Raw genomic sequence first — 20,162 nt, 5'->3', positions numbered from 1 at the left:
TGAGGTCCAGAAACAGTATCGGCAAGGCATTCAGCGAATACCCCTGGCGATGCATCGTCTCGACGTCCCGTCCATAGCAGCCATCAATGGCGCCGCATTGGGCGCGGGCTTCGACCTCGCCTGCATGTGCGACCTGAGAGTGGCTGCAGCTGACGCAATCATGGGCGAGACCTTTGTCAATGTGGGAATCATCCCCGGAGATGGCGGAGCCTGGTTTCTACAACGACTCGTGGGCTACCAGCGGGCAGCCGAGCTCACGTTTTCAGGCCGAACCTTTACCGGGGTTGAAGGCAAGGAGCTTGGTGTCGTTCTCGACGCCGTTGGCGCAGACCAGTTGCTGGAAACTGCTCAGCAGTTGGCCAGGAGCCTCGCCGCAAAACCGCCGCAAGCCCTCCGGCTGACGAAGCGCCTGATGAAATCAGCCCAGCGCATGGAACTGCACGACTTCCTCGACCACTGTGCCGTCTTTCAGGGTATGTGCCACAACACTGACGACCATCTCGAGGCGCTGGCTGCGACCATCGAAAAGCGGGCACCTCAGTTCAAAGGTCAGTAGCGACGCTCCCTCCTCGCTGAAATAGTTCGTGCAGTTTCCGCAGGACTGGGCCTTCTAGCGAATCGGCCCGGGGGGACGCTTGCTGCACGTTTCGTGCGTTCGCGCATCGTTTTGAGATCGGGGCGGCACCACTGTCCACACCGGCCGACGAGCTGGCAGTCGCGATCTTTGCGTCAATGGCAGTTCAACCTCACGAGTAGGCGATGGACCTGCTCATGGCCGCGACTTCGATGTGAAGCTAGTCAGGAAGATGGGAAAGCAATTGGTCGCGCTGGCCAAACGTATCGTGGCAGCTCGCTCCGTCCAGTCGGCGAGTTACGATCCACATACGTTTTCGCCGCGGCGCCCGCGTACGAGAGAAAGGGCAGCTTCATCATCGGTTGTGAGCAGGTTTGCTCCCACGAGCTTTTCCCTACACACGGCTTTAGCCAGGCTCTGACCTCGCTTGTGCATGAGCCATCGGATAGGCCACACCCGCGCGGTCTGATCCGCAGACGCGGTTACCACCCGCTGGCCGTCCGGGCTGAAGGTGGCGGAAGCAACCGGGCCCTGATGCCCGCTGAGCTGCGCGATCACCTCGCCGGTCGCCGCGTCCCACACCCGCGCGGTCCTGTCCGCGGACGCGGTCACCACGCGCTGGCCGTCCGGGCTGAAGGCGGCGGAGAAAACCGGTCCCTGATGCCCACCGAGCTGGGCGATCTGTTTGCCCGTGGCCGCATTCCACACCCGCGCGGTCCTATCCGCGGACGCGGTCACCACGCGCCGACCGTCCGGGCTGAAGGCGGCGGAATCAACCAGATCCTGGTGCCCGCTGAGCTGCGCGATCCGTTTGCCCGTGGTCGCGTCCCACACCCGCGCGGTCCCGTCCCAAGAGGCGGTCACCACCCGCTGGCCGTCCGGGCTGTAGGCGACGGAATCAACCGGGCCCTGATGCCCGCTGAGGAGCAAGATCTGTTTGCCGGTGGCCGCGTCCCACACCCGCGCGGTCCCATCCGCGGACGCGGTCACCACCCGCTTACCGTCCGGGCTGAAGACGGCGGAATCAACCGCATTCTGATGCCCGCTGAGCAACGCAATTTGCATCGATGCTTGCGCGCCACGCATAAGCTCAGGCTCTGCTTCTACCGATCCCCGACCGGGAAGATCACACCTTCTTCAGCAAACATGCTCCGGATCCGATTCGATTTCGCTGTCCGCTCCTGGATGAGCCGTTGGCGCATGCGATGAACCGACTGCAGCGACTGCTGTTCAGCGCTCTTGATCGCAACGAAGTGAATGCCTGAGCGCGTCACTGCTGCGCAAATCGCCGCCGCATCATTCGCGTCGTTCTTGCCACTGACCAGAAACGGCTTCACATATTGTGTCCCCCGGCGTCACACTATACTGGCGCCGTACCAGCTCGATCCTGTGCGAGTGATTCTTGATGCCGTGCAGGAACGCCGGCCGCAAAGCAGCCATAAAGCAGCCTGCAAGGGCCGCTCTGGCAACCCTGAACCAACGTGCTAGGCTAGTAGAGTCACATGGGCACTGCGGCGGGCCGCATGAGATCGTCCGTTTCCTGGCCGATCCCGCATTCAGGTAAGTCCAGTCCGTTGGCCGGTGCCTCCATCGAATCTGCAAACGACATGGACAAGCCCGTCATCATTGCGGTCGACGACGACCCTGAAGTGATCGATGCCGTCGCCCGCGACTTGCGGCTCGGGTACGGCGAGCATTATCAGATCACGCGTGCCGGGTCGGGGCAGGCAGCGCTCGAAGCGGCCCATCAGCTGCGGTTGCAGAACCGCTCGGTTGCGTTGTTCCTGGTCGACCAGCGCATGCCGCAAATGAGCGGTATCGAGTTCCTCGAGCAGGCGATCGCGCTGTTCCCCGAAGCGAAGCGGGTGCTGCTGACGGCGTACGCCGACACGGATGTCGCGATCCGCGCGATCAACAAGGTAAGGCTCGACTATTACCTGCTGAAGCCCTGGCATCCGCCGGAACTCAGCTTCTACCCGGTGCTCGACGATCTGCTTGAGGCCTGGCAGGCCGCGTGGCGCGGCAGCTTCAAGGGGATCCGCCTGATCGACCATCGCTGGTCGCCGCAAGGCCACCAGTTACGCGATTTTATGGCGCGCAACCATATTCCATACAAATGGCTGGACGTGGCGAGCGGCGGCGAGGCGGACGTATTGCTGAGTTCGCTCGATGCCGCCGCGAGCCAGCTTCCAGTGCTGATTTTCGAGGACGGCTCGACGCTCTGCCGCCCGACGATTGCGCAGATTGCCGACAAGGTGGGGCTCGTCACCCATTCGACCACGCCCTTTTACGACATGCTGATCGTGGGAGGCGGACCAGCGGGGCTGGCCGCTGCCGTGTACGGTGCGTCGGAGGGCTTGAACTCGGCCATCATCGAGCACGAAGCGCCGGGCGGACAGGCGGGCACCACATCCCGCATCGAGAACTACCTCGGATTCCCGTCCGGGGTGAGCGGCGCGGAGCTGTCGCGGCGTGCGCTCACCCAGGCGAGGCGTTTCGGCGCCGAGATCATCCTGACCCAGCGGGCGGTCGGCACGCGGGTGGAAGGCCCGTACAAGTTCGTCACGCTGTCCGACGGCTCAGAGGTGAGCTGCCATGCGCTCGTGGTGGCGAGCGGCGTGTCGTACCGGCAGCTGGACGCACCCGGCGTGGAGCGCCTCACGGGAGCGGGGGTCTACTATGGTGCGGCGATCACCGAAGCCGTCTGTTGCGCGAATCAGGATCTCTATGTGGTCGGCGCGAGCAATTCTGCCGGCCAGGCCGCGATGTTCCTCTGCAAGTACGCGCGCAATGTGGTGATCGTGTGCCGCGGCTCTTCTCTCAGTGCCGGCGTCTCGCGCTACCTGATCGATGAGATCGACGAGACGCCGAACGTCAGTGTGCGCCCTCACACCATGGTGGCCAGCGTCGACGGGCAAGGTCATCTGTCGGAAATTACGCTGCGCGATGTCAACTCCGGCGCGATCGAAGTTGTCCCGGCCGGCGCACTGTTCATCTGCATCGGTGCCGAGCCTCGCACCGAATGGCTCCGCAATGTCGTCGAGCGCGACGACAACGGCTTCGTGGTGACCGGCCGCGCTCTGCGCACGGACGGCAAGCGCCCCACGGGCTGGCCACTGGCCCGCGACCCCTTCCTGCTGGAGACGAGCGTGCCCGGCATCTTCGCGGCGGGCGACGTGCGCGCCGGCTCGATCAAGCGGGTCGCGGCAGCCGTGGGCGAAGGCTCGACCACCGTGCATCTGGTGCATCAATACCTGGCCACCCTATGATCGACTTTGACAAACTGCGCGCGATGCCGCTCCTCGCGGATCTGTCGGACGAACGGTTACGGTGGCTCGGCGAACACGTGACGGAAATCTATGTGAAAGCGGGGGACGTCCTCGCGCGCGAGGGCGAAACGAACTCCGTCTTTTTCCTCGTGCTGGAAGGAGAGGTCCGGGCCACGAGGTCTTCCGGAGCCAGGCAGATTCCCACTAACCGGTTCGTCGCGCCAGGCTTCTTTGGGGGCGCATCCCTGCTCGCGGGCAGGCCTTCTCCGGGCACGACGACCGCCGCGACGGACAGCCACCTGGCACTGCTTCCAGAACGCGCGTTCCGGGAACTGCTGGTGGCCTCCGAGGCTTTCAGCCGGGTCATTTTCCGTAGCAGCCTCGATCGTCTCACCGCCCTCGAGGTGACTGTGCGCAATCGGGAGAAACTGGCCGCATTGGGCACACTCGCAGCCGGCCTCGCGCATGAGCTCAACAATCCGTCCGCGGCGGTGGCACGCACGGCGGACTGCGCGGTCGCCACCCTTGCGATGCTGAAGGACGCGGCGGTCGCGCTCGGCCACAGCGCCATTCCCTCCGAAGCGATGAGCGCCCTCGACAGCCTGGGCGCGCGCCAGGGATCGGGGGCCGGCACCGCCACAAACGCGTTGCAGCAGAGCGCGGCCGAGGATGCGTTACATGAGTGGCTAGGCAAGCGCGGCGTCGAGCAGCCATGGCTGAAGGCTCCCTGCCTCGCGCGAATCGGGATCACGCCCGCGGACCTCGAGCCGATTGCGGGCCGGCTGAACGACGAACAGTTTGCGGCGAGCATCCGGTGGCTCGCAGCGACGCTGGAACTGCGCTCGCTGGTCGAGGAAACGAGGCGCGGCGCGGTGCGCATCTCCGAGATCGTCAAGGCGATGAAGTCTTACTCGTACATGGACCAGGCTCCCCAGCAGGCGGTCGATCTCCATGACGGCATCGACGATACCCTTACCATCATGCAGCACCGGCTCAAGCATGGTGTCACCGTGCGCAGGGAATACGACCGCAGCCTGCCGCACCTCGTGGTGCACGGCAGCGAACTCAACCAGGTATGGACCAACCTGATCGACAACGCCATCGACGCGATGGAGGGGAAGGGGGAGATCGTCATCCGCACGCGCCGCGACGCGAACGATGCCGTGATCGAAATCACCGATAACGGGCCCGGAATTGCACCGGAAGTGATGCCGCATCTGTTCGAGCCGTTTTTTACCACCAAACCGTTGGGCCAGGGCACGGGGCTGGGTCTCGACCTCTCGTACCAGACGGTGGTGCAAAGACATGGCGGAGAGATTCGCGTCGAATCGCGTCCGGGCCGCACGACGTTTCAGGTTCGCCTGCCGCTTGCGCCGTGAGTGCCGGCGAGCGAATCGTCCTGTAGCCAGGCGGCCGGGCGACGGCGGCGCCCGTCTTCCGGGCGCGCGTTTTCGCCGCAGAGGTGTGCCAACCATGATCGACCTCGAGAAGCTGGGCATGATGCCCGTGTTCGCGGAGCTCACGAGGGAGCGTCTGCAATGGCTGCGCGGCAACCTCGCCGAGTCCGCCGTCAAGGCCGGCCAGGTGCTTATCGACGAAGGCGAAATGTGCACCAGCCTGCTGCTTCTGCTCAACGGCGAGCTCACGTCGACGAGACGCGCGGAGGGGCACCTTCCCAGCGAGCGCTACATTGCACCTGAAGTCTTCGGCACGCCGTGCCTCGTTGCGGCGATTCCCTACCCTTCGACGCTCAGGGCGGCGACCGATTGCGGCATCGCCCGGCTTGCCGAGCCCGCGTTCCGCGAACTGTTCATGTCCAGCGGGCCGTTCAACCAGGCCGTCGCGCGCGTGATGGCCGAATGGCTCACCACGCTCGAAGCCGCCGGACAGAATCGCGAAAAGCTGGCCGCGTTGGGCAAGCTCGCGGCCGGGCTCGCGCACGAACTGAACAATCCGGTTTCAGCCGTGATCCGCGCGCTCGACTGCATGGTCAACGGACTCGATGCGCTGGAGGATGCGTCCCTGACGCTCGGCCGCAGCGCGCTGCCCCGCGATGCCCTCGATGCGCTGCAGATCCTTGCCCGCAGCAAGGGGGTGCAAACCGGCATGACGGGCGCGAATTCCCTCCGGCAAAGTGAAGCAGAAGCGCAACTCGGTGACTGGCTAGGGGCCCATCGGGTGACGAGGCCGTGGCTGGCTGCGCCCTGCCTCGTCGCGCACGGAATCGGCGTCGACGATCTCATGCGGCTCGCCAGCAGCCTGAACGCGGAACAGTTCGACGCGGGCATCCGCTGGACCCTCGAGGCGCTGGAACTGCACTCGCTGTTGCAGGAGGCGATGCGCGGCTCGGCGCGCATCGCCGACATCGTGAAGGCGACGAAGGCCTATTCCTATATGGACCAGGCGCCGCAGCAGGAAGTCGACGTGCACGCCGGCATCGAAGACACGTTGATCGTCATGGCTCACGAACTGAAGCGGGGCGTAACGGTCACCCGCAACTACGATCGCGGCCTGCCGCGTCTGCAGGTGTACGGCAGCGAGCTGAATCAGGTGTGGACCCGGATCGTCGAGAACGCGATCGATGCGATGAACGGGCAGGGCGAACTCACGATCCGCACGCACCGTGGCACGGACTGCGCGGTGGTCGAGATCAGCGACAACGGCCCCGGGATTGCGCCGGAAGCCGTGCCGCACCTGTTCGAGCCTTTCTTTACGTCGAAGCCGGCGAACAAGGGTCACGCGCGGGGTCTGGGTTTGCACATCGCATACCGCATCGTGGTCAACCGGCACGGCGGAACGATTCAGGTCGATTCGCGTCCCGGACAGACAACGTTCCGGGTGACGCTGCCGCTCGGGGGCATGGCCACGACGCCGGTTAGCGGAAGAATCGGCTCGAATTGGTCGAACAATTCATCGTGAATCGTGCTCCTCTTCCAGCAACCGAAACGCTACCGCGCCATGGCCGGTGCGGTGTCTTCGGCCACTGGCGCGGCCACCAACGCGGCATCAGGCGCCACGTGGGACAGCTTCATCATGCGCGGCTGGAGCAGCAGCGCGACGAGCCCGCTCCAGCCGGTCTGATGCGAAGCGCCGACGCCGCGTCCGTTGTCGCCGTGAAAGTACTCATGGAACAGCATGAGATCCTGCGAACGCGGGTCGGCTTGCAGCATCGGATAGGCCGCCATCACGGGCCGCGCGCCTTGTGCATCTTTGAGAAAGAGCGTGGTGACGCGCCGTGCGAGGTCGTCGGCGATCTCGCTGAGCGAAAAACAGTTGCCCGACCCCGTCGGATATTCGACGCGAAACTCATCGCCGTAGTAGCGATAGAACTCATACAGCGATTCGATCAACAGATAGTTGACCGGTATCCAGACTGGCCCGCGCCAGTTCGAATTGCCGCCGAACACGCGCGAGTCCGATTCGGCAGGCAGGTACTTGATGCAGACGCTCACGCCGCCATGGTCGAAGACATACGGTGCATCGCGATGCACACGGGACAGCGCCCGTACGCCGTGCCCGGAGAGAAACTCGTTTTCATCGAGCACGCGGCGCAGCAGCGCTGTCATCCGGTGTCCCCGCAACAACGACAGCAGCGTGGTATTACCCTTGCCGGGTTCGGTCCAGCGCGACACCAGCTTTGCCAGATTCGGCCGATGATCGAGAAACCACGCGAGCCGTTCGCGCAATCCTGGCAGATGGCCGTACACCCGCTCCTCGAGCACGTGAACGGCGAACAGCGGAATCAGCCCGACGATCGAACGAATGCGCATCGGCACACGGGTACCGTCCGGAAGGTGCAGTACGTCGTAGAAGAATTCGTCGTGTCCGTCCCATAACCCTGTCCTGCAGCCTTCGCTGCAACTGACCGCTTCCGCGATATACAGAAAGTGCTCGAAGAACTTCACCGCGATTTCGACGTACGCGTTGTTCGTCATCGCCAGTTCGAGGCCGATCTGCATCAGGTCGAGCGCGTAGGAGGCCATCCATGCCGTGCCATCGGCCTGATCGATGCGGCCGGCGGTCGGTAGCGGCGAAGACCGGTCGAAGATGCCCACGTTGTCGAGCCCGAGAAAGCCGCCCTGAAAGATGTTGCGGTCATCGGCGTCCTTGCGGTTGACCCACCATGAGAAATTGAGCAGCAGCTTGTGGAACATGACTTCCAAAAACTCGTGATCGCCAACGCCCGTCACCTCGCGGTCGAGTTCGTACACACGCCATGTTGCCCACGCATGAACCGGCGGATTCGCATCGCCGAACGCCCATTCGTAGGCGGGCAATTGCCCGTTCGGATGCATGTAGCGCTCCTTCACGAGCAGCAGTAATTGCTTCTTCGCGAAGTCGGGATCGATCATGGCGAACGCGGCCGCATGAAATGCGAGGTCCCACGACGCGTACCATGGGTACTCCCACTTGTCGGGCATCGACACGATGTCGCCATTGCACATGTGCCGCCAGTCCGCGTTGCGACCGTGCCTGCGTGCTCGCGGTGGCTTCGGTTGACCCGGGTCACCGTCGTGCCAGCGCGTCACGTCGAACTGGTAGTACTGCTTGGTCCACAGCATGCCGGCGAGCGCCTGACGCTGCACGAGCCGCGCATCGGCGTCGGCGATATCGTGCTGAAGCGCCGCATAGAATTCGTCGGCCTCCGCCTGCCGACGCGCGAAGAGCGTTTCCATGTCGAGCGGCACGGCATCCGGAGCCAGTTCGGGACGCCAGCGCAGATACAGCACCGAGCGCCCATGAGGCGCGAACTGCAGGTACACATGCGCAGCGGCGCGGGTGCCCTTGTCGCGCCGGATTGCCTGCTCGTCGCCGTCGACGAGGTAGTCATTGAAGCCGTCCTTGAACGGCCCCGTTCCTTCGAAGCCGAAAATGCGGCGTACATTCGTTTCGTTTTCGCAGAAGAGCCACTCGATCGGCTGTTGCGCCGACGCCGTCACGATCATCGTTCCGAGCGCGGGATTGTGCGCGACCACGCGCGCGCCTTCTTCTGCATTCGGCTCCAGCGTGAGCGACGGCTTGCCGGGCTTGCCCGACCACGCCCATCTGTTGCGCGCCCAGAATTGCGGCAACACATGAAGCGTCGCGCGCTGATCCGCGCGGTTCTCGACGGTAACGCGCATCACGATATCGTCGGGTGTGTGCTTCGCATACTCAACGCAGACGTCGAAGTAGCGGTTATCGTCGAACACGCCCGTATCGAGGATTTCATATTCGGGCTGATCGGTGCCGCGCCGCAGATTTTCGTCGATCAGGTCCTGGTACGGGTACGCGTCGTGAGGATATTTGTACAGCATTTTCATGTACGAATGCGTCGGCGTGCCGTCGAGATAGAAGTAAAGCTCCTTGACGTCCTCGCCGTGATTGCCTTCGGCATTCGTCAACCCGAAGAGCCGTTCCTTGATGATCGAATCGTGCCCGTTCCAGAGCGCGAGCGAGACGCACCAGTCGAGCGGGTCGTTGCCGAATCCGGCAATGCCGTCCTCACCCCAGCGGTACATGCGGCTGCGCGCATGATCGTGTGGAAAATAGTCCCATGCGGTGCCGTATTCGCTGTAGTCTTCGCGAACAGTGCCCCATTGCCGCTCGCTCAGATAAGGTCCCCAGCGGCGCCATCGGTCGAGCCCCGGACCATGGAGCCGGGCACCTTCCATCGACTGGAGAAGATTGATAGCGCGTAGCGGTGGCATGGAACCTCCCGACCCGAAACCGACCATCCAGCAAGTCAAGTGCATGAACAGTCTGTCCTTTTCCATCGCGAGCGCCGTGTGCGCGCCGCATCAGGTGCTCAACATCCTCTCGATGCGCAACCGTTCACCGAGCGACCACGCCTGAAACCGGGGTGCCGCGCGGCGCTTGCGGCGGGTCGCCGTCGGCGGATTCGCTGACGTGAACGAGCCCTGCGGAATCGAGGTGGGCATACAGCGACGCGAGAAAACACACACGCGCCGCTTCGAAGCTGACCGCGGCGGGGGATGCCCGCTTCGCGCCAGCGCGCAACCAGCTTCGACGAACGGCCCCATCAACCGTGGCCAGCCAATACCTTAATGATAAGCGCCATCGCGTTGCGGCGGCGATCCGCCGTACTCCGGGCCGACAGGAGCGAGCGTGCGCCGACCGGGCGGTTTGAGCGAGCTTGGTATTGTCAAGTTGAAGCCGGGTCGACGAATATAATGGGGCATGAAGAAAGCTTCCGCCTCCGTTTTGCCGTCGGCCGAGGCGCCGATTTCGTTCAAGGGCCATCGATTTCCGCCGGACATCATCAGCTACGTGGCGTGACTTGTAGCGGCAACATGAGATTGTCGTGTTCCTTGTAGGCCCAGTGTTGGACATCCAGTTCAGTGCGTCGGCGACGAATACGACGCGCACGACCACTATGACGATGCGGAGGCAGCGCGGACGACCCTCTGGAATTCAAGCGTTGGCCCCTTGGGCGCCCAAAACCGGCGCAAGCCTATCCTGCAATCACTCATTTCCATTGCGGTTTTTGTCGCCCGGAGTAAACGTTTTGCGTGGAGGTCGCGGCTTTCACGCAAATGGACAGTTCAGGCCCTGTAGAGACGCTGCGCAACTCCGTGCGAAGAAATGACGTCATGGTTGCCGCGAAAGCGCAAATGTAGCGTGCTTCCGGGTGTGGAAAAAATCCGTGGGTCTGTGCGTCATGCTCTTCCGCTTCAGATTAAGCCGCGTGCGAGAACGTTGCATACGTCGCGCGTAAGAGGTGTGTGTCGGTGTGCGTAAGTAGTGCGTCAAGGCGGTTACACCAGGCGCAAACCGCATGCGTTAAAAATGCGCTTTGGCGGCACAACGCAATGCGTTCCGGCTGCGTACCTGAGAACGGGTGAAAGCGTATCGCCTGCGCCCGGCGGATACAGGCCGCGTCCGGTGCCGTGCGCAATACAGGACGCAAGGTGAGCGTGATGTGAGCGCAGAAAATGGCGAACCTCTGGCAAACTGCGCGCGTTGAGGGTTCACAAGGATGTGCAAACCGATTGCGTTAACGGCGGGGATGTCGCGGCGTCAAGGTTTCCGTGTTCAGCGCAAACGCAATGGTATCGGTGGCGACAAGCTCTCCACGATCAGCGCAGATCACCTGCGCAATGGCGGCGAATGGGAATGCGTCAGGGTGGAAACGTTGCGTGCCTACGACACGCGAAAAAAAGTGCGTTGTTCTTCCGGATTCCCATGAGTTCCCTGGAGTTCCTACGGTGTCTTGGGGCGCAAAAAGGACGGCATTGACAGGTGCGTCATGCGTGAGCAGGATCGTGCGCAGGCGGTGTGCTCCGATGTGAGCAGGAGGTGGCGATGCCTGTTTCCAGGGTCTATACGAAATCGCAATGGGATGCGTTTGCCCGGACGCTCGATGCGCTGCCGGAAAAACCGGAGGCCGAACGCGGCCTGAGTGTTCGCGAAGCGATGAAAGAGGTGCGTGCCCCTATCCGTCATGCGCAAGGGAAGGGATATACGCTGGAGCAGATCGCGGAGCAGGCGAAACGGGCAGGCATCGATATTACGGCTGGCACGATCCGGTATGCGCTGCGTTCTGAAGGGAAGGGAAGCCGCGCAGGAAAGGGAAACAGCGCAGGCAACACGGCGCGTCCGGCGACCGGAGCGCCAGCAACGGGAACTGTCACAACACTGCCCCGCGCGCATGGAGCAGCGCACGGTGGCGGGTCACGTGCGGACAGCACGCGCAATGAGGGGCGCACTGAAGGTCGCAATGAAGGCCGTAATGAAGCGCGTCCGCATGGGGGAAAGGCAGAAGTCAGACCGCAACCCATGCCGGTGCAGGGTTCGCTCGCATTTGCGATCAAACCCGATACCGACGACCTGTAAAGGACGGCAATGGCAACGACCCTCAACCCCATCTATCTGGTCGGTGGCAGCAAAGGCGGCGTGGGCAAAAGCATCGTTGCGCTGGCGCTGGCCGATCACCTGCAACGGCGCGATGCGAGCCTCGTACTGATCGAGACGGATACGTCAAATCCGGATGTCATGAAGGCGGTCCACGGCGAGATCGAATGTGCGGCGTTCGACCTTGACGAGGCGGATGGCTGGATTGGACTCGTCAACTACTGCGATGCGAAGCGCGATGCGGTGGTAATCGTCAATACGGCGGCGCGCAATCAGGCGGGCGTGGCGCGCTATGGCGCGACGCTGGCGAGCACACTCGATGAACTGGCGCGGCGGCTCGTCGTGTTCTGGGTCATCAACCGGCAGCGCGACAGTCTAGAACTGCTGCGCGAATTCGGTGCGACGTTTCCCGATGCGACCACTCACGTGGTGCGCAACGCCTACTTCGGCACGGCCGATAAGTTCACGCTCTATCAGGATTCGAACATCCGCAAGGGGATCGAAGCGAAGGGGAAATCACTGGACTTTCCGGACCTTGCGGATCGCGTGGCCGATGACCTGCGCAGCCAGCGCCTGTCGGTGCGCAAGGCGGCAGAGACGCTGCCCATCGGGCAGCGTGCCGAACTGCTGCGCTGGCGCTCGCTCTATGACGCAATGTTTACCGGTGTGATTGTCGATGACTGATGGGACATCCGGTGCCTGGACGGGCCCGGGACGTCCGCGCCGCTCGCGGCGCACCCGCCCGCCCGATCCGCTTGCGCGCCTCTTTCTCGACGTGTCGGGCGAAGTCCCGGACGACGCGAGCATCGCGCGCATGCGACGCGTGTCGGCGGCGCTGAACCTGCACGATAACGATGCGCTTTGGTCGGTACTCGCCGTGCTCGAATACTATGCGCGGCTATATGAGGTGATGCCGGATCGCATCAGGAAAGTGGGCGAGGGCGGCCTCGATACGATGCGCGCCGAAGTGAGGGAAGCGACGGATGTGCTGATGGCGCAGCACCGCGATGCGCTCGCGCGTTGCAAGGAAACGATACGGCTTGCCGAGCACATGATCCACGAGCATGAGGAACGCTACCGGGCCGCTCTCGCGGGACTGAACGAGGCCGCGCTCGATGCGCTGGTGGACCGCGCCGCTAACCGGGTCGCTCGGGCGGCGGGCAACCGTCTGATGGGCGCGTTTGCCATCGCGGCACGTGAGCAGCGCGCGCGACTTGACGGGGCCGTTGCGGCTTTCGAGCGGGCGACGCTGGAAGCGGGGCGGCAGTCACAGGCCGGGGCGAAAATACTGGAGCGCCGGTACTGGCGCGCGCTGAGGGCCACGCTGGCGCTCGGGTTAACAGTGCTGGCCGGTGCGGCAGCGATAGCTGTCTGGCTGGCCGTGTCGCGGGGATAACAAACAGGTGCGGCAGGCGCGAGAAGTGGAAAGGGGATTCCCGGCCTGTCGCGTGATGCGCTAGTGCATGGCGTTGCGCCGTGCGATGAATGCGCTAATGTCCATCAGCAGCCTGACCAGATCGTCGGCCTCCAGTGCCAGCATGGGAGACACGAAGCCCGTGTCGGTGGCCCGCGTGACAGCGATACAGAAATGCTCGCCGTTGCGGTATTCATCGTCGGTCACTTCGACGGCGGTTGTGAAAACGTAGCCGGAGCCGTTGTTGATTGCGATCACGATGACCTTGAAGCATTGTTTCATGATTGCCTCTGTCCGGATGTGCACGCCTGTCGGCATGCGGGGAGTGCGGCGCAGTCCTGCCGGGCTGCGCCGGGTCAGCGGGTTCCACTGGACTGACCGGCGGAACCCGCACGGTTACGCAGCGTTCTGTGTCATGGACGCGTCGTCAGGGCGCGTGGCGGTTATGGCGGGTGCGCCGGTCGCAGCGGTCGGGAACGGCCACGCGGGTAGCGCGCCGTTGCGGTCTGTCGCGGCGGGCCCCTGTGTCCCGGTCGGGCTGTTCACCGGCGACGGGGTTCCGGTGTCTTCGCCGGGTTCCGTGCCATTGATGCGGTCGGGGCCGTGGCTGTCGCCGTGGTCGTCGCCTCGCGCATCGCCGTCCTGCCACGCTTCGTCGCGGGTGTCATCTTCATCGTCGTCGTCCTCGTCAGGCTCATGGGCCGCGCCATCGGAGCGCGCTGCCGGGACTTCGCGGTCAGTGAGGATTTCCGGCAACCATGCGGACTTCGCGAGCCGCAGTTCGGCGGCGGCTGCCGCATCCGCCTTCTTCATCTTGCCGAGATCGGCGGCGATCTTCGGTGACACGGCGCTGGCGACGACTTCCGCGATGCGCGCCTTGCTGACATGATCGAAATACGAGGCGCGCGTGGGCATCCAGTACCGCGTCATGTCGAGGTTCAGCGCGCTGGCAAGCGCATTGATGGCGTGAGGCTTTTCTTCCCCGGCGATGCCGTCGAGCAGGGTGCCGGTGCACAAGGCGAGCAGGTCCAGCAGGGTCGAGCCGGGGTCCTGTTCGATCAGCCACGGCAGCAGGTCCGCGCGCCGCGCGGGCAGTTCGCGGCTCCAGCGCTCGCGCTGCGCCTCGATGACACCCCACGCGGTGGTGGCGGGCAGGTCGTCCGCCGCGCCGAGCAGGCTGTCCCGGTTGCTGTTACAGGACAGTGCCAGTGCGTGCGGCGCGAAGCCGAGCCCGTACCGTTCCGGAAAGATTTCCGGAATCATGCGTTGCAGGAGCGCGGCGAGTGCGATGGACGGCCGCGCGATGAGTTCCGCATGAACGGCGGCGGTACGGTGCGCGGTCAGGCGCTGGCAGAGCTTCGCGCTGTGAACCGGCTTCTCTTTCTGCACCGGTTGTGCTGCCGGGTCCGGTTCACTGTCCGCTTCGGGCGTGCCGGTCACGATCGCGCCCGCCGCATCCAGTGCCGCACTGTTCGCGCGGCGCACCAGACCCCGCTCGACCACCAGTTCGCCCTGCGGGCTCAGGATCACGAATGCGCCTGCCTCGGCCATCTGCTGAACGTCCCACGTCAGCATGCGGCTTTCGAGCGCGATGAGGGCAGCGTTCACCCGGTCGATTTCGGTTTCGAGCCGTTCGGCTTCCTCGTAGGCGTTCTCGCTGTCCTCGCCCAGGGCGTCAAACTGTTCGGCCAGTTCGTCCTGCCGCGCGGTGAGCGCGTCCATTTCCCGCTGTTCGTCGTTGGTGAGGGCGCGCTGCACCGGTTGCAGCCTGCCGTAGCGGTTCAGTTCAAACACATCGTGCTCGATGCGGCCCTCGGCCCAGCCCCATCCCTCATTTCGGACTGCTTCGGCAGCGGCGTCGAGCTTCTGTGCGGCGAGACGCTGCAGCAACTCGGCATCGGTAATGTATCCCGCGTTTTCATCGTCGCTGAAGAGGTCACGTCTCACGTAACCTCCCTGTGCTTCATAGGCGTCCAGCCCCACGAAGCGCACCAGACGGCTGCGGCTCGCGTCGATCTCGGTATGCGTGATCGCCTGACGCAGATAGTTGGGCTGGCGTTGCCACTCGTTTGCATCGAACCAGATGCGTTCCTGCGTTTCGTGATCGTCGGTAAGCGCGAGCGCCGAAAGCTGGTCGAGCGTGATGGCGTCCTCGCGCAGCAGGGCAAGCAGCTTCGGGGAGGCGCTGGCGAGCTTCATGCGTCGTTTTACCGTGATCGGCGCAGCCGAGAAAAGTGCCGCGATGTAATCGACGCTGCGACCTTCCTCGGCCAGCATCCGGTAGGTGCGCAGCACGTCGAACGGGTCGAGTCCTTCGCGTTCGCTGTTTTCGATCAGCGAAATGGCGAGGGCTTCGCCTTCGCTGACGATGCGCACCGGCACCGGGTAGTCAGCGCTAATGTGGCCCTGCCCGAACAGCAGGTCGAGTGCGGCCTGTCGGCGCTGACCGGCACAGACGCCAAGCTTGCGATGTTTGCCTCGTGAGCCCTTCATTTCGTGAACAATGAGATTTTGCAGCAGCCCTTTCGCCCTGATGTTCGTGGCGAGCGCGTCAATGCCCGACAGTGGTTTCGTACGGGCATTGAGCGGCGTGCGCCGCAGGGCGGAATACGGCACAGTCACGACCGGCTGCTCGTTGCCGAAACTGGTTTCGAGCAGCGGCGCACCGTTAGCCGTTGCGTCTGTGACGGTGTCGGCTTCGGCGGCGTTTACGGTGTCGTTCATTTGCGTGTTGACTTCGGCTTGCATGATTCACTCCAGATAGGAAAAAGGAAGGCTCCGGGTCGCGTTGGTACGGAATTCCGTCAGGGCTGGACCCGTATAGGAGTCCTGATAGAATGAGCCGGAACCGGGCGGCGATGGGCCGCCGCCCGTGCCGTGCTTACGGCTTCATCTGGCGCATCGCGTCTGCGAGCATCCACAGCGCGCGGTTCAGTTTCACGTTCTGGTCGATGCCGGTGATGGGGCGGGTGGACATGGAGCGTCCGCTGCGCGAGCGTCCATGCAGGCCGCCCTTGGTCAAGGACTCCTGAATCCGGTTAAAAACGGTCCAGAGATCGTCGCGGCGATCCTCGAAGCGCCGCACGTTCAGAAGCTGGCTTTCGGTAACCGGGGCGGGCGCTTCCGCGTCGGTCGGGTCGTAACGCAGCGCGAGGGCGGAGCGGGCGAACGCGTGCTGTTCGTCGCGGCTGAGTGTTACGGCGCGCATGCCGTCCTTCTGTTCGCGGATCAGGTCGAAGCCGTCGAGCACCTCGAATGCGCCGTTGATGACGTTCCGCACGATATTCCCCTTGTGGGGTATGCGAACCTCGCCCACGGTTTCGCCCGCGACCATGCCGTTCTGGCAAACAAATCTGTAGACGCCACCCAGCATTTGATAAGAGCTGGTCCCATCGTGCGAATTGAGGAGGATGATTTCGTTGACGTCCTCGCCGGTAATCTCGCTCGCAGGGCGCATGCGGATCAGATGTTTTGTGAATTCGCGCTTGTCCTGATCGCGTACGCGGGTCTGGCAGACCATGAAGGGCTCGAAACCTTCGTTGCGCAGGCCGCGCAGCACATCGATGGTCGGAATGTAGGTGTAGCGTTCCGAGCGGCTTTGGTGCTTGCCGTCCGCGAAGATGGACGGGGCGACGCGGCGAATCTGGTCGTCCGAGAGGGGGGAGTCGGAGCGGAGCATCGGGGAGTCATAACGGAAGGAGGAAGCAAGTTGCATGTCAGTCTCCAGAGAGAGAAACAATCAAAAAGGGTTGATCGGTGTTGCGCTGACCGGGCTCCAAGATTCGCCCCGCTGTGGGGGTTGGGCTCGTCCTGGTGGAACCTGGGGCTGGCTTTGCTGCCGCCAGTCTCCTGAGTTCGCGCCCGTGCGACTCAAGGAGCCGATGGCGGGCAAACGTCAAGGAAAAAAGGCGAGGGAGGGGTGCGGGCAACACGGTCCCTCGCCCCTTGACGTTTGCCCGCCATCGGCTACTGTCGCGGGTGTCGGGCCGGAACTGAGGAGACTGGTGAATGCAAGGCGTCGGGTTTGACCGGGATGAGCCGCCGCGCGGCGAGCGCGAATGTGGAGGCCGCCTGCGGCCTTCACCTGATTGGGGGTTAAAGGTGTTGGGTGTCGGGGGTTGAGGTTTTGCGCCAGGGATTGAAGCCCGGGAGGGCCGGGACGCCGCCGGCGGCCCGGTGCGAAGCACGAAAGCCCGCCCGCAGCGCAAGCGGAGGGGGCGCCCCAGAGAGGGTTTCAGGACTGCGATGGCACAGCCTGCTGCACCGAGCCACTGACACTGGCCGTTGAGGACAACGCCATGGCAGGCGGCGGCGACGTTACGCTGGACACGCCCCTTGCGACGAGGTCTTCAAGGTAGATACAACGGATAGCCTATGTCCGCGCCGGCACGTGCCGACAAAGCCGGTTAGAGAACGACAATTATCCTGGCCGGTCCTTTGACAGTTACCGTGGCCGGTGGTGAGGAGTCGAAGGCGGCGTAGCCGCCGGAGACGACGAACTACCGGCGGCGCCGGAGTAGCGGGGTTTTACGATGGCTGATCGCGTCGAACAAGCGAACAGTCATGCCTGGAACCTACGTGACGGACCAGCAGGTCCGACTCTATATGAGCAAGCGCAAACATCACACTCAAGAAGTCGCCGCGGCGATGGCGGGCATGAGCGTTCGCACGGCCCGGCGCATCGAGCATGACGGCCGTCTGCCGTCGCAGAAGCCATCGCGCGCGTGGCGTACACGTCACGATCCGTTCGCGGAAGTCTGGGAGAGCGAGGTCGTGCCATTGCTGCGCCACGCGCCCCGGCTCAAGGCCATCACGCTGCTGTGCAAGCTGCAGGAGGCGCATCCCGGCCTCTTCCCTGACAGCATGCGGCGCACGCTCGAGCGGCGCGTCAGCCAATGGCGCGCACTCGAGGGCCCTGGCAAGGAGATCTTCTTCCCGCAGCAGCACTTGCCCGGCGTGCAGGGGCTCTCGGACTTCACCGACATGCGGGATCTGCGCGTGACGGTCGCCGGCGCGCCCCTCGATCACCGGCTCTATCACTTCGTGCTCGCGTTCTCGCACTGGGAATACGGCTATGTCGTCGAAGGTGGCGAGAGCTTCGAGGCGCTCTCCACCGGATTACAGAACGCGCTGTCGCAGGCCGGCGGCTGCCCGCATGAGCATCGCACCGACAGCCTATCGGCAGCGTTCAAGAATTTGCAGACTGAAGAGGACTTCACGGCTCGCTATGACGCACTGCTGGTGCATTACGGCATGGCCGGCACGCGCAATAACGTCGGTGTGGCCCATGAGAACGGTAGTGTGGAATCCTCGCACCGCCATCTGAAGGAGGCGATCGACCAGGCGCTGATGCTGCGTGGCCATCGCGACTTCGACGATCGTGCTGCCTATGAGGCGTTTGTTCGCGACGTCGTCATGCGCCGTAACCGTCGCAACGCAGCGGCGTTTAACGCTGAGCGCGAACATTTGCAGGATCTGCCCGCACATCGCACGACCGACTTCATCGAAGAGGAAGCACGCGTGACACGCTGTGGCACCTTCACCGTGCGGGGCATTCTCTACAGCGCGCCGTCGCGCCTGATTGGCCACCGTCTGAAGGTGCGCGTCTATGCCGATCACCTCGACTGCTATCTGTCCGGCGCGCTCGTGCACAACACAGCACGGGGCTCGCATGCGGCCAATAGCCGCCGTCGCAAGCTCGACTACCGGCACTTCATCGAGGCGCTCAAGCGCAAGCCCCAGGCGTTCAAGGGGCTGGCGTTTCGCGACGACTTGTTCCCGCGCGAGGCGTACCGCCGGACGTGGGAGCGGCTCGAGGCTCAGCTCACGCAGCGCGAAGCCTGCAAGACCATGGTCGGACTGCTGGAACTGGCCGCGAATCACGGAGTCGAGGCCGTTCTTGCTGAGCGGCTCGAGGCGTTGCTCGCCGCCGGTGAGCTGCCCGATCTCGAGCAACTACAGAATGAATTTGCGCCGCGGCAGGCGCAGTGCCCAGACGTGGCTGTCGACATGCCCACGCCAGCTCTCTACGACACGCTGCTTGGCGAGGAGGTATCGGTATGAACGCGCCAGCAACCTACGATGCCGCCCGTATGGGGCTGATGCTCACCGAGCTGCGCTTGCCGACGATCGCGCGGCTATGGGCTGAGTTCACTCAGCGCTCCGACAAGGAAGGCTGGCCATCGACGCGTCTGCTCGGCGCGCTGCTCGAGCATGAACTGGCCGAGCGCGCGAAACGGCGCATCGAGCGGCATCGCGTCGAATCGCATCTGGACCCAGGCAAGACGCTCGAGGCCTTCGACTTCGGCTTGGTACCGATGGTGTCCAAGGCACATGTAATGGCGCTCGCGAGCGGCGACTCGTGGCTCGAGAAAGGCGCCACGATCCTGCTGTTTGGGCCACCGGGTGCCGGGAAGAGCCATTTAGGCTCCGGCATTGGCCATGCGCTGATCGACGCCGGGTACCGGGTGCTGTTCACACGCACCGGCGAAATCGTGCAGAAGCTGCAGGCGGCACGCCAAAGCCTGCAGTTGCCATCGATGCTCGCCAAGCTCGATCACTTCGATCTGATCATCCTGGACGACCTGTCGTACGTCAGAAAGGACCAGGCCGAAACGAGCGTGCTGTTCGAATTGATCGCGGAAAGATACGAGCGTCGAAGCCTTCTCATCACGGCCAACGCCGCGTTCTCCGGCTGGAATGATGTCTTCCCCGATCCCTCAATGACGGTCGCCGCCATCGACCGACTGGTCCATCACTCGACGATCTTCGAGCTGAACGTGGAAAGCTACCGGCGTCGCAGTGCCGACGACAACAAGCGCGCGCGGCGGCGTCAATTACCCCACCCCGAATCGGAAGGAGCGACAACTATGCCGAGCTGAGCAGCGACAACTAACCCCGCCGACCGGCCAAGATAGTTGTCGCCCAGGCGGCCATCGTAATTGACAATCTACAGCCGGTATCGCCCACGTCGTTGCTAGAATGCCGGACTGGAGAACAGACCGTTACGCCCCATGCCTCTGCCAGCCGATGTTGAACTGCTCACAGGTTT

At 63.7% G+C, this 20,162-nt stretch carries 14 protein-coding genes and 2 pseudogenes; 10 read left to right on the top strand and 6 right to left on the bottom strand.

Annotated features, from left to right (window positions below; genetic code table 11):
* Nucleotides 1-10: 10 nt before the first annotated feature.
* Nucleotides 11-556 (top strand): annotated as a pseudogene (locus tag OKW40_RS08600) (enoyl-CoA hydratase-related protein); the annotation flags it as partial.
* Nucleotides 557-871: 315 nt separating this feature from the next.
* Here OKW40_RS08600 and OKW40_RS08595 read toward each other — a convergent pair.
* Both OKW40_RS08595 and OKW40_RS08590 read right to left on the bottom strand, forming a co-directional pair.
* On the bottom strand, nucleotides 872-1,639 hold the full coding sequence (locus OKW40_RS08595; RefSeq protein ID WP_429489252.1) for a WD40 repeat domain-containing protein: 768 nt from the start codon (nucleotides 1,637-1,639) through the stop codon (nucleotides 872-874).
* Nucleotides 1,640-1,686: 47 nt separating this feature from the next.
* A pseudogene (locus OKW40_RS08590) lies at nucleotides 1,687-1,920 on the bottom strand (IS110 family transposase); the annotation flags it as partial.
* A 261-nt stretch (nucleotides 1,921-2,181) separates the two neighbouring features.
* Here OKW40_RS08590 and OKW40_RS08585 point away from each other — a divergent pair.
* The 3 genes from OKW40_RS08585 (at nucleotide 2,182) to OKW40_RS08575 (ending at nucleotide 6,762) form a co-directional block, all read left to right on the top strand.
* Nucleotides 2,182-3,843, top strand: coding sequence for an FAD-dependent oxidoreductase (locus tag OKW40_RS08585; protein WP_429489250.1), 1,662 nt, complete (start codon nucleotides 2,182-2,184; stop codon nucleotides 3,841-3,843).
* Nucleotides 3,840-5,222, top strand: a complete 1,383-nt coding sequence (locus OKW40_RS08580) for a sensor histidine kinase (RefSeq protein ID WP_429489248.1) — start codon at nucleotides 3,840-3,842, stop codon at nucleotides 5,220-5,222. Before OKW40_RS08585 ends, OKW40_RS08580 begins: the two co-directional genes overlap by 4 nt.
* 94 nt (nucleotides 5,223-5,316) lie before the next feature.
* Nucleotides 5,317-6,762: an ATP-binding protein gene (locus OKW40_RS08575; RefSeq protein WP_429489246.1), complete on the top strand. Its 1,446-nt coding sequence runs from the start codon at nucleotides 5,317-5,319 to the stop codon at nucleotides 6,760-6,762.
* Nucleotides 6,763-6,791: 29 nt separating this feature from the next.
* On the opposite strand, the gene OKW40_RS08570 is transcribed toward OKW40_RS08575, so the two are convergent.
* Nucleotides 6,792-9,533 (bottom strand): MGH1-like glycoside hydrolase domain-containing protein, encoded by a 2,742-nt coding sequence (locus OKW40_RS08570; RefSeq protein ID WP_429489244.1) that lies wholly within the window; start codon nucleotides 9,531-9,533, stop codon nucleotides 6,792-6,794.
* A gap of 1,289 nt (nucleotides 9,534-10,822) precedes the next feature.
* Here OKW40_RS08570 and OKW40_RS08565 point away from each other — a divergent pair.
* From OKW40_RS08565 to OKW40_RS08550, 4 genes are all read left to right on the top strand, one after another.
* Nucleotides 10,823-11,032, top strand: a complete 210-nt coding sequence (locus OKW40_RS08565) for a hypothetical protein (RefSeq protein ID WP_429489242.1) — start codon at nucleotides 10,823-10,825, stop codon at nucleotides 11,030-11,032.
* Nucleotides 11,033-11,148: 116 nt separating this feature from the next.
* Nucleotides 11,149-11,679: a hypothetical protein gene (locus OKW40_RS08560; protein WP_429489241.1), complete on the top strand. Its 531-nt coding sequence runs from the start codon at nucleotides 11,149-11,151 to the stop codon at nucleotides 11,677-11,679.
* Nucleotides 11,680-11,688: 9 nt separating this feature from the next.
* Entirely contained in the window at nucleotides 11,689-12,381 is a 693-nt protein-coding gene (locus OKW40_RS08555) for a P-loop NTPase (protein ID WP_429489239.1), read from the top strand.
* Nucleotides 12,374-13,093, top strand: coding sequence for a hypothetical protein (locus OKW40_RS08550; RefSeq protein ID WP_429489237.1), 720 nt, complete (start codon nucleotides 12,374-12,376; stop codon nucleotides 13,091-13,093). The genes OKW40_RS08555 and OKW40_RS08550 overlap by 8 nt, the downstream gene beginning before the upstream one ends.
* Nucleotides 13,094-13,153: 60 nt before the next feature.
* Here the strand turns inward: OKW40_RS08550 and OKW40_RS08545 are convergent, their stop codons facing one another.
* From OKW40_RS08545 to OKW40_RS08535, 3 genes are all read right to left on the bottom strand, one after another.
* Entirely contained in the window at nucleotides 13,154-13,429 is a 276-nt protein-coding gene (locus tag OKW40_RS08545; RefSeq protein WP_429489235.1) for a hypothetical protein, read from the bottom strand.
* A gap of 78 nt (nucleotides 13,430-13,507) precedes the next feature.
* Complete coding sequence (locus tag OKW40_RS08540) at nucleotides 13,508-15,859, bottom strand: ParB N-terminal domain-containing protein (protein ID WP_429489233.1); 2,352 nt, start codon at nucleotides 15,857-15,859, stop codon at nucleotides 13,508-13,510.
* 133 nt (nucleotides 15,860-15,992) lie between these two features.
* Entirely contained in the window at nucleotides 15,993-16,826 is an 834-nt protein-coding gene (locus OKW40_RS08535; protein ID WP_429489231.1) for a DUF932 domain-containing protein, read from the bottom strand.
* 848 nt (nucleotides 16,827-17,674) lie between these two features.
* Here OKW40_RS08535 and istA point away from each other — a divergent pair.
* A complete protein-coding gene (gene istA / locus OKW40_RS08530; protein ID WP_429487895.1) occupies nucleotides 17,675-19,174 on the top strand; it encodes an IS21 family transposase in 1,500 nt (499 codons plus the stop codon).
* On the top strand, nucleotides 19,171-19,992 hold the full coding sequence (istB, locus tag OKW40_RS08525) for an IS21-like element helper ATPase IstB (protein WP_429402851.1): 822 nt from the start codon (nucleotides 19,171-19,173) through the stop codon (nucleotides 19,990-19,992). The genes istA and istB overlap by 4 nt, the downstream gene beginning before the upstream one ends.
* The last annotated feature ends 170 nt before the right edge of the window (nucleotides 19,993-20,162 follow it).

Source organism: Paraburkholderia sp. RAU6.4a (assembly GCF_050435625.1).
GTDB lineage: Bacteria > Pseudomonadota > Gammaproteobacteria > Burkholderiales > Burkholderiaceae > Paraburkholderia > Paraburkholderia tuberum.
This window is presented reverse-complemented; position numbering and strand designations above follow the sequence as displayed.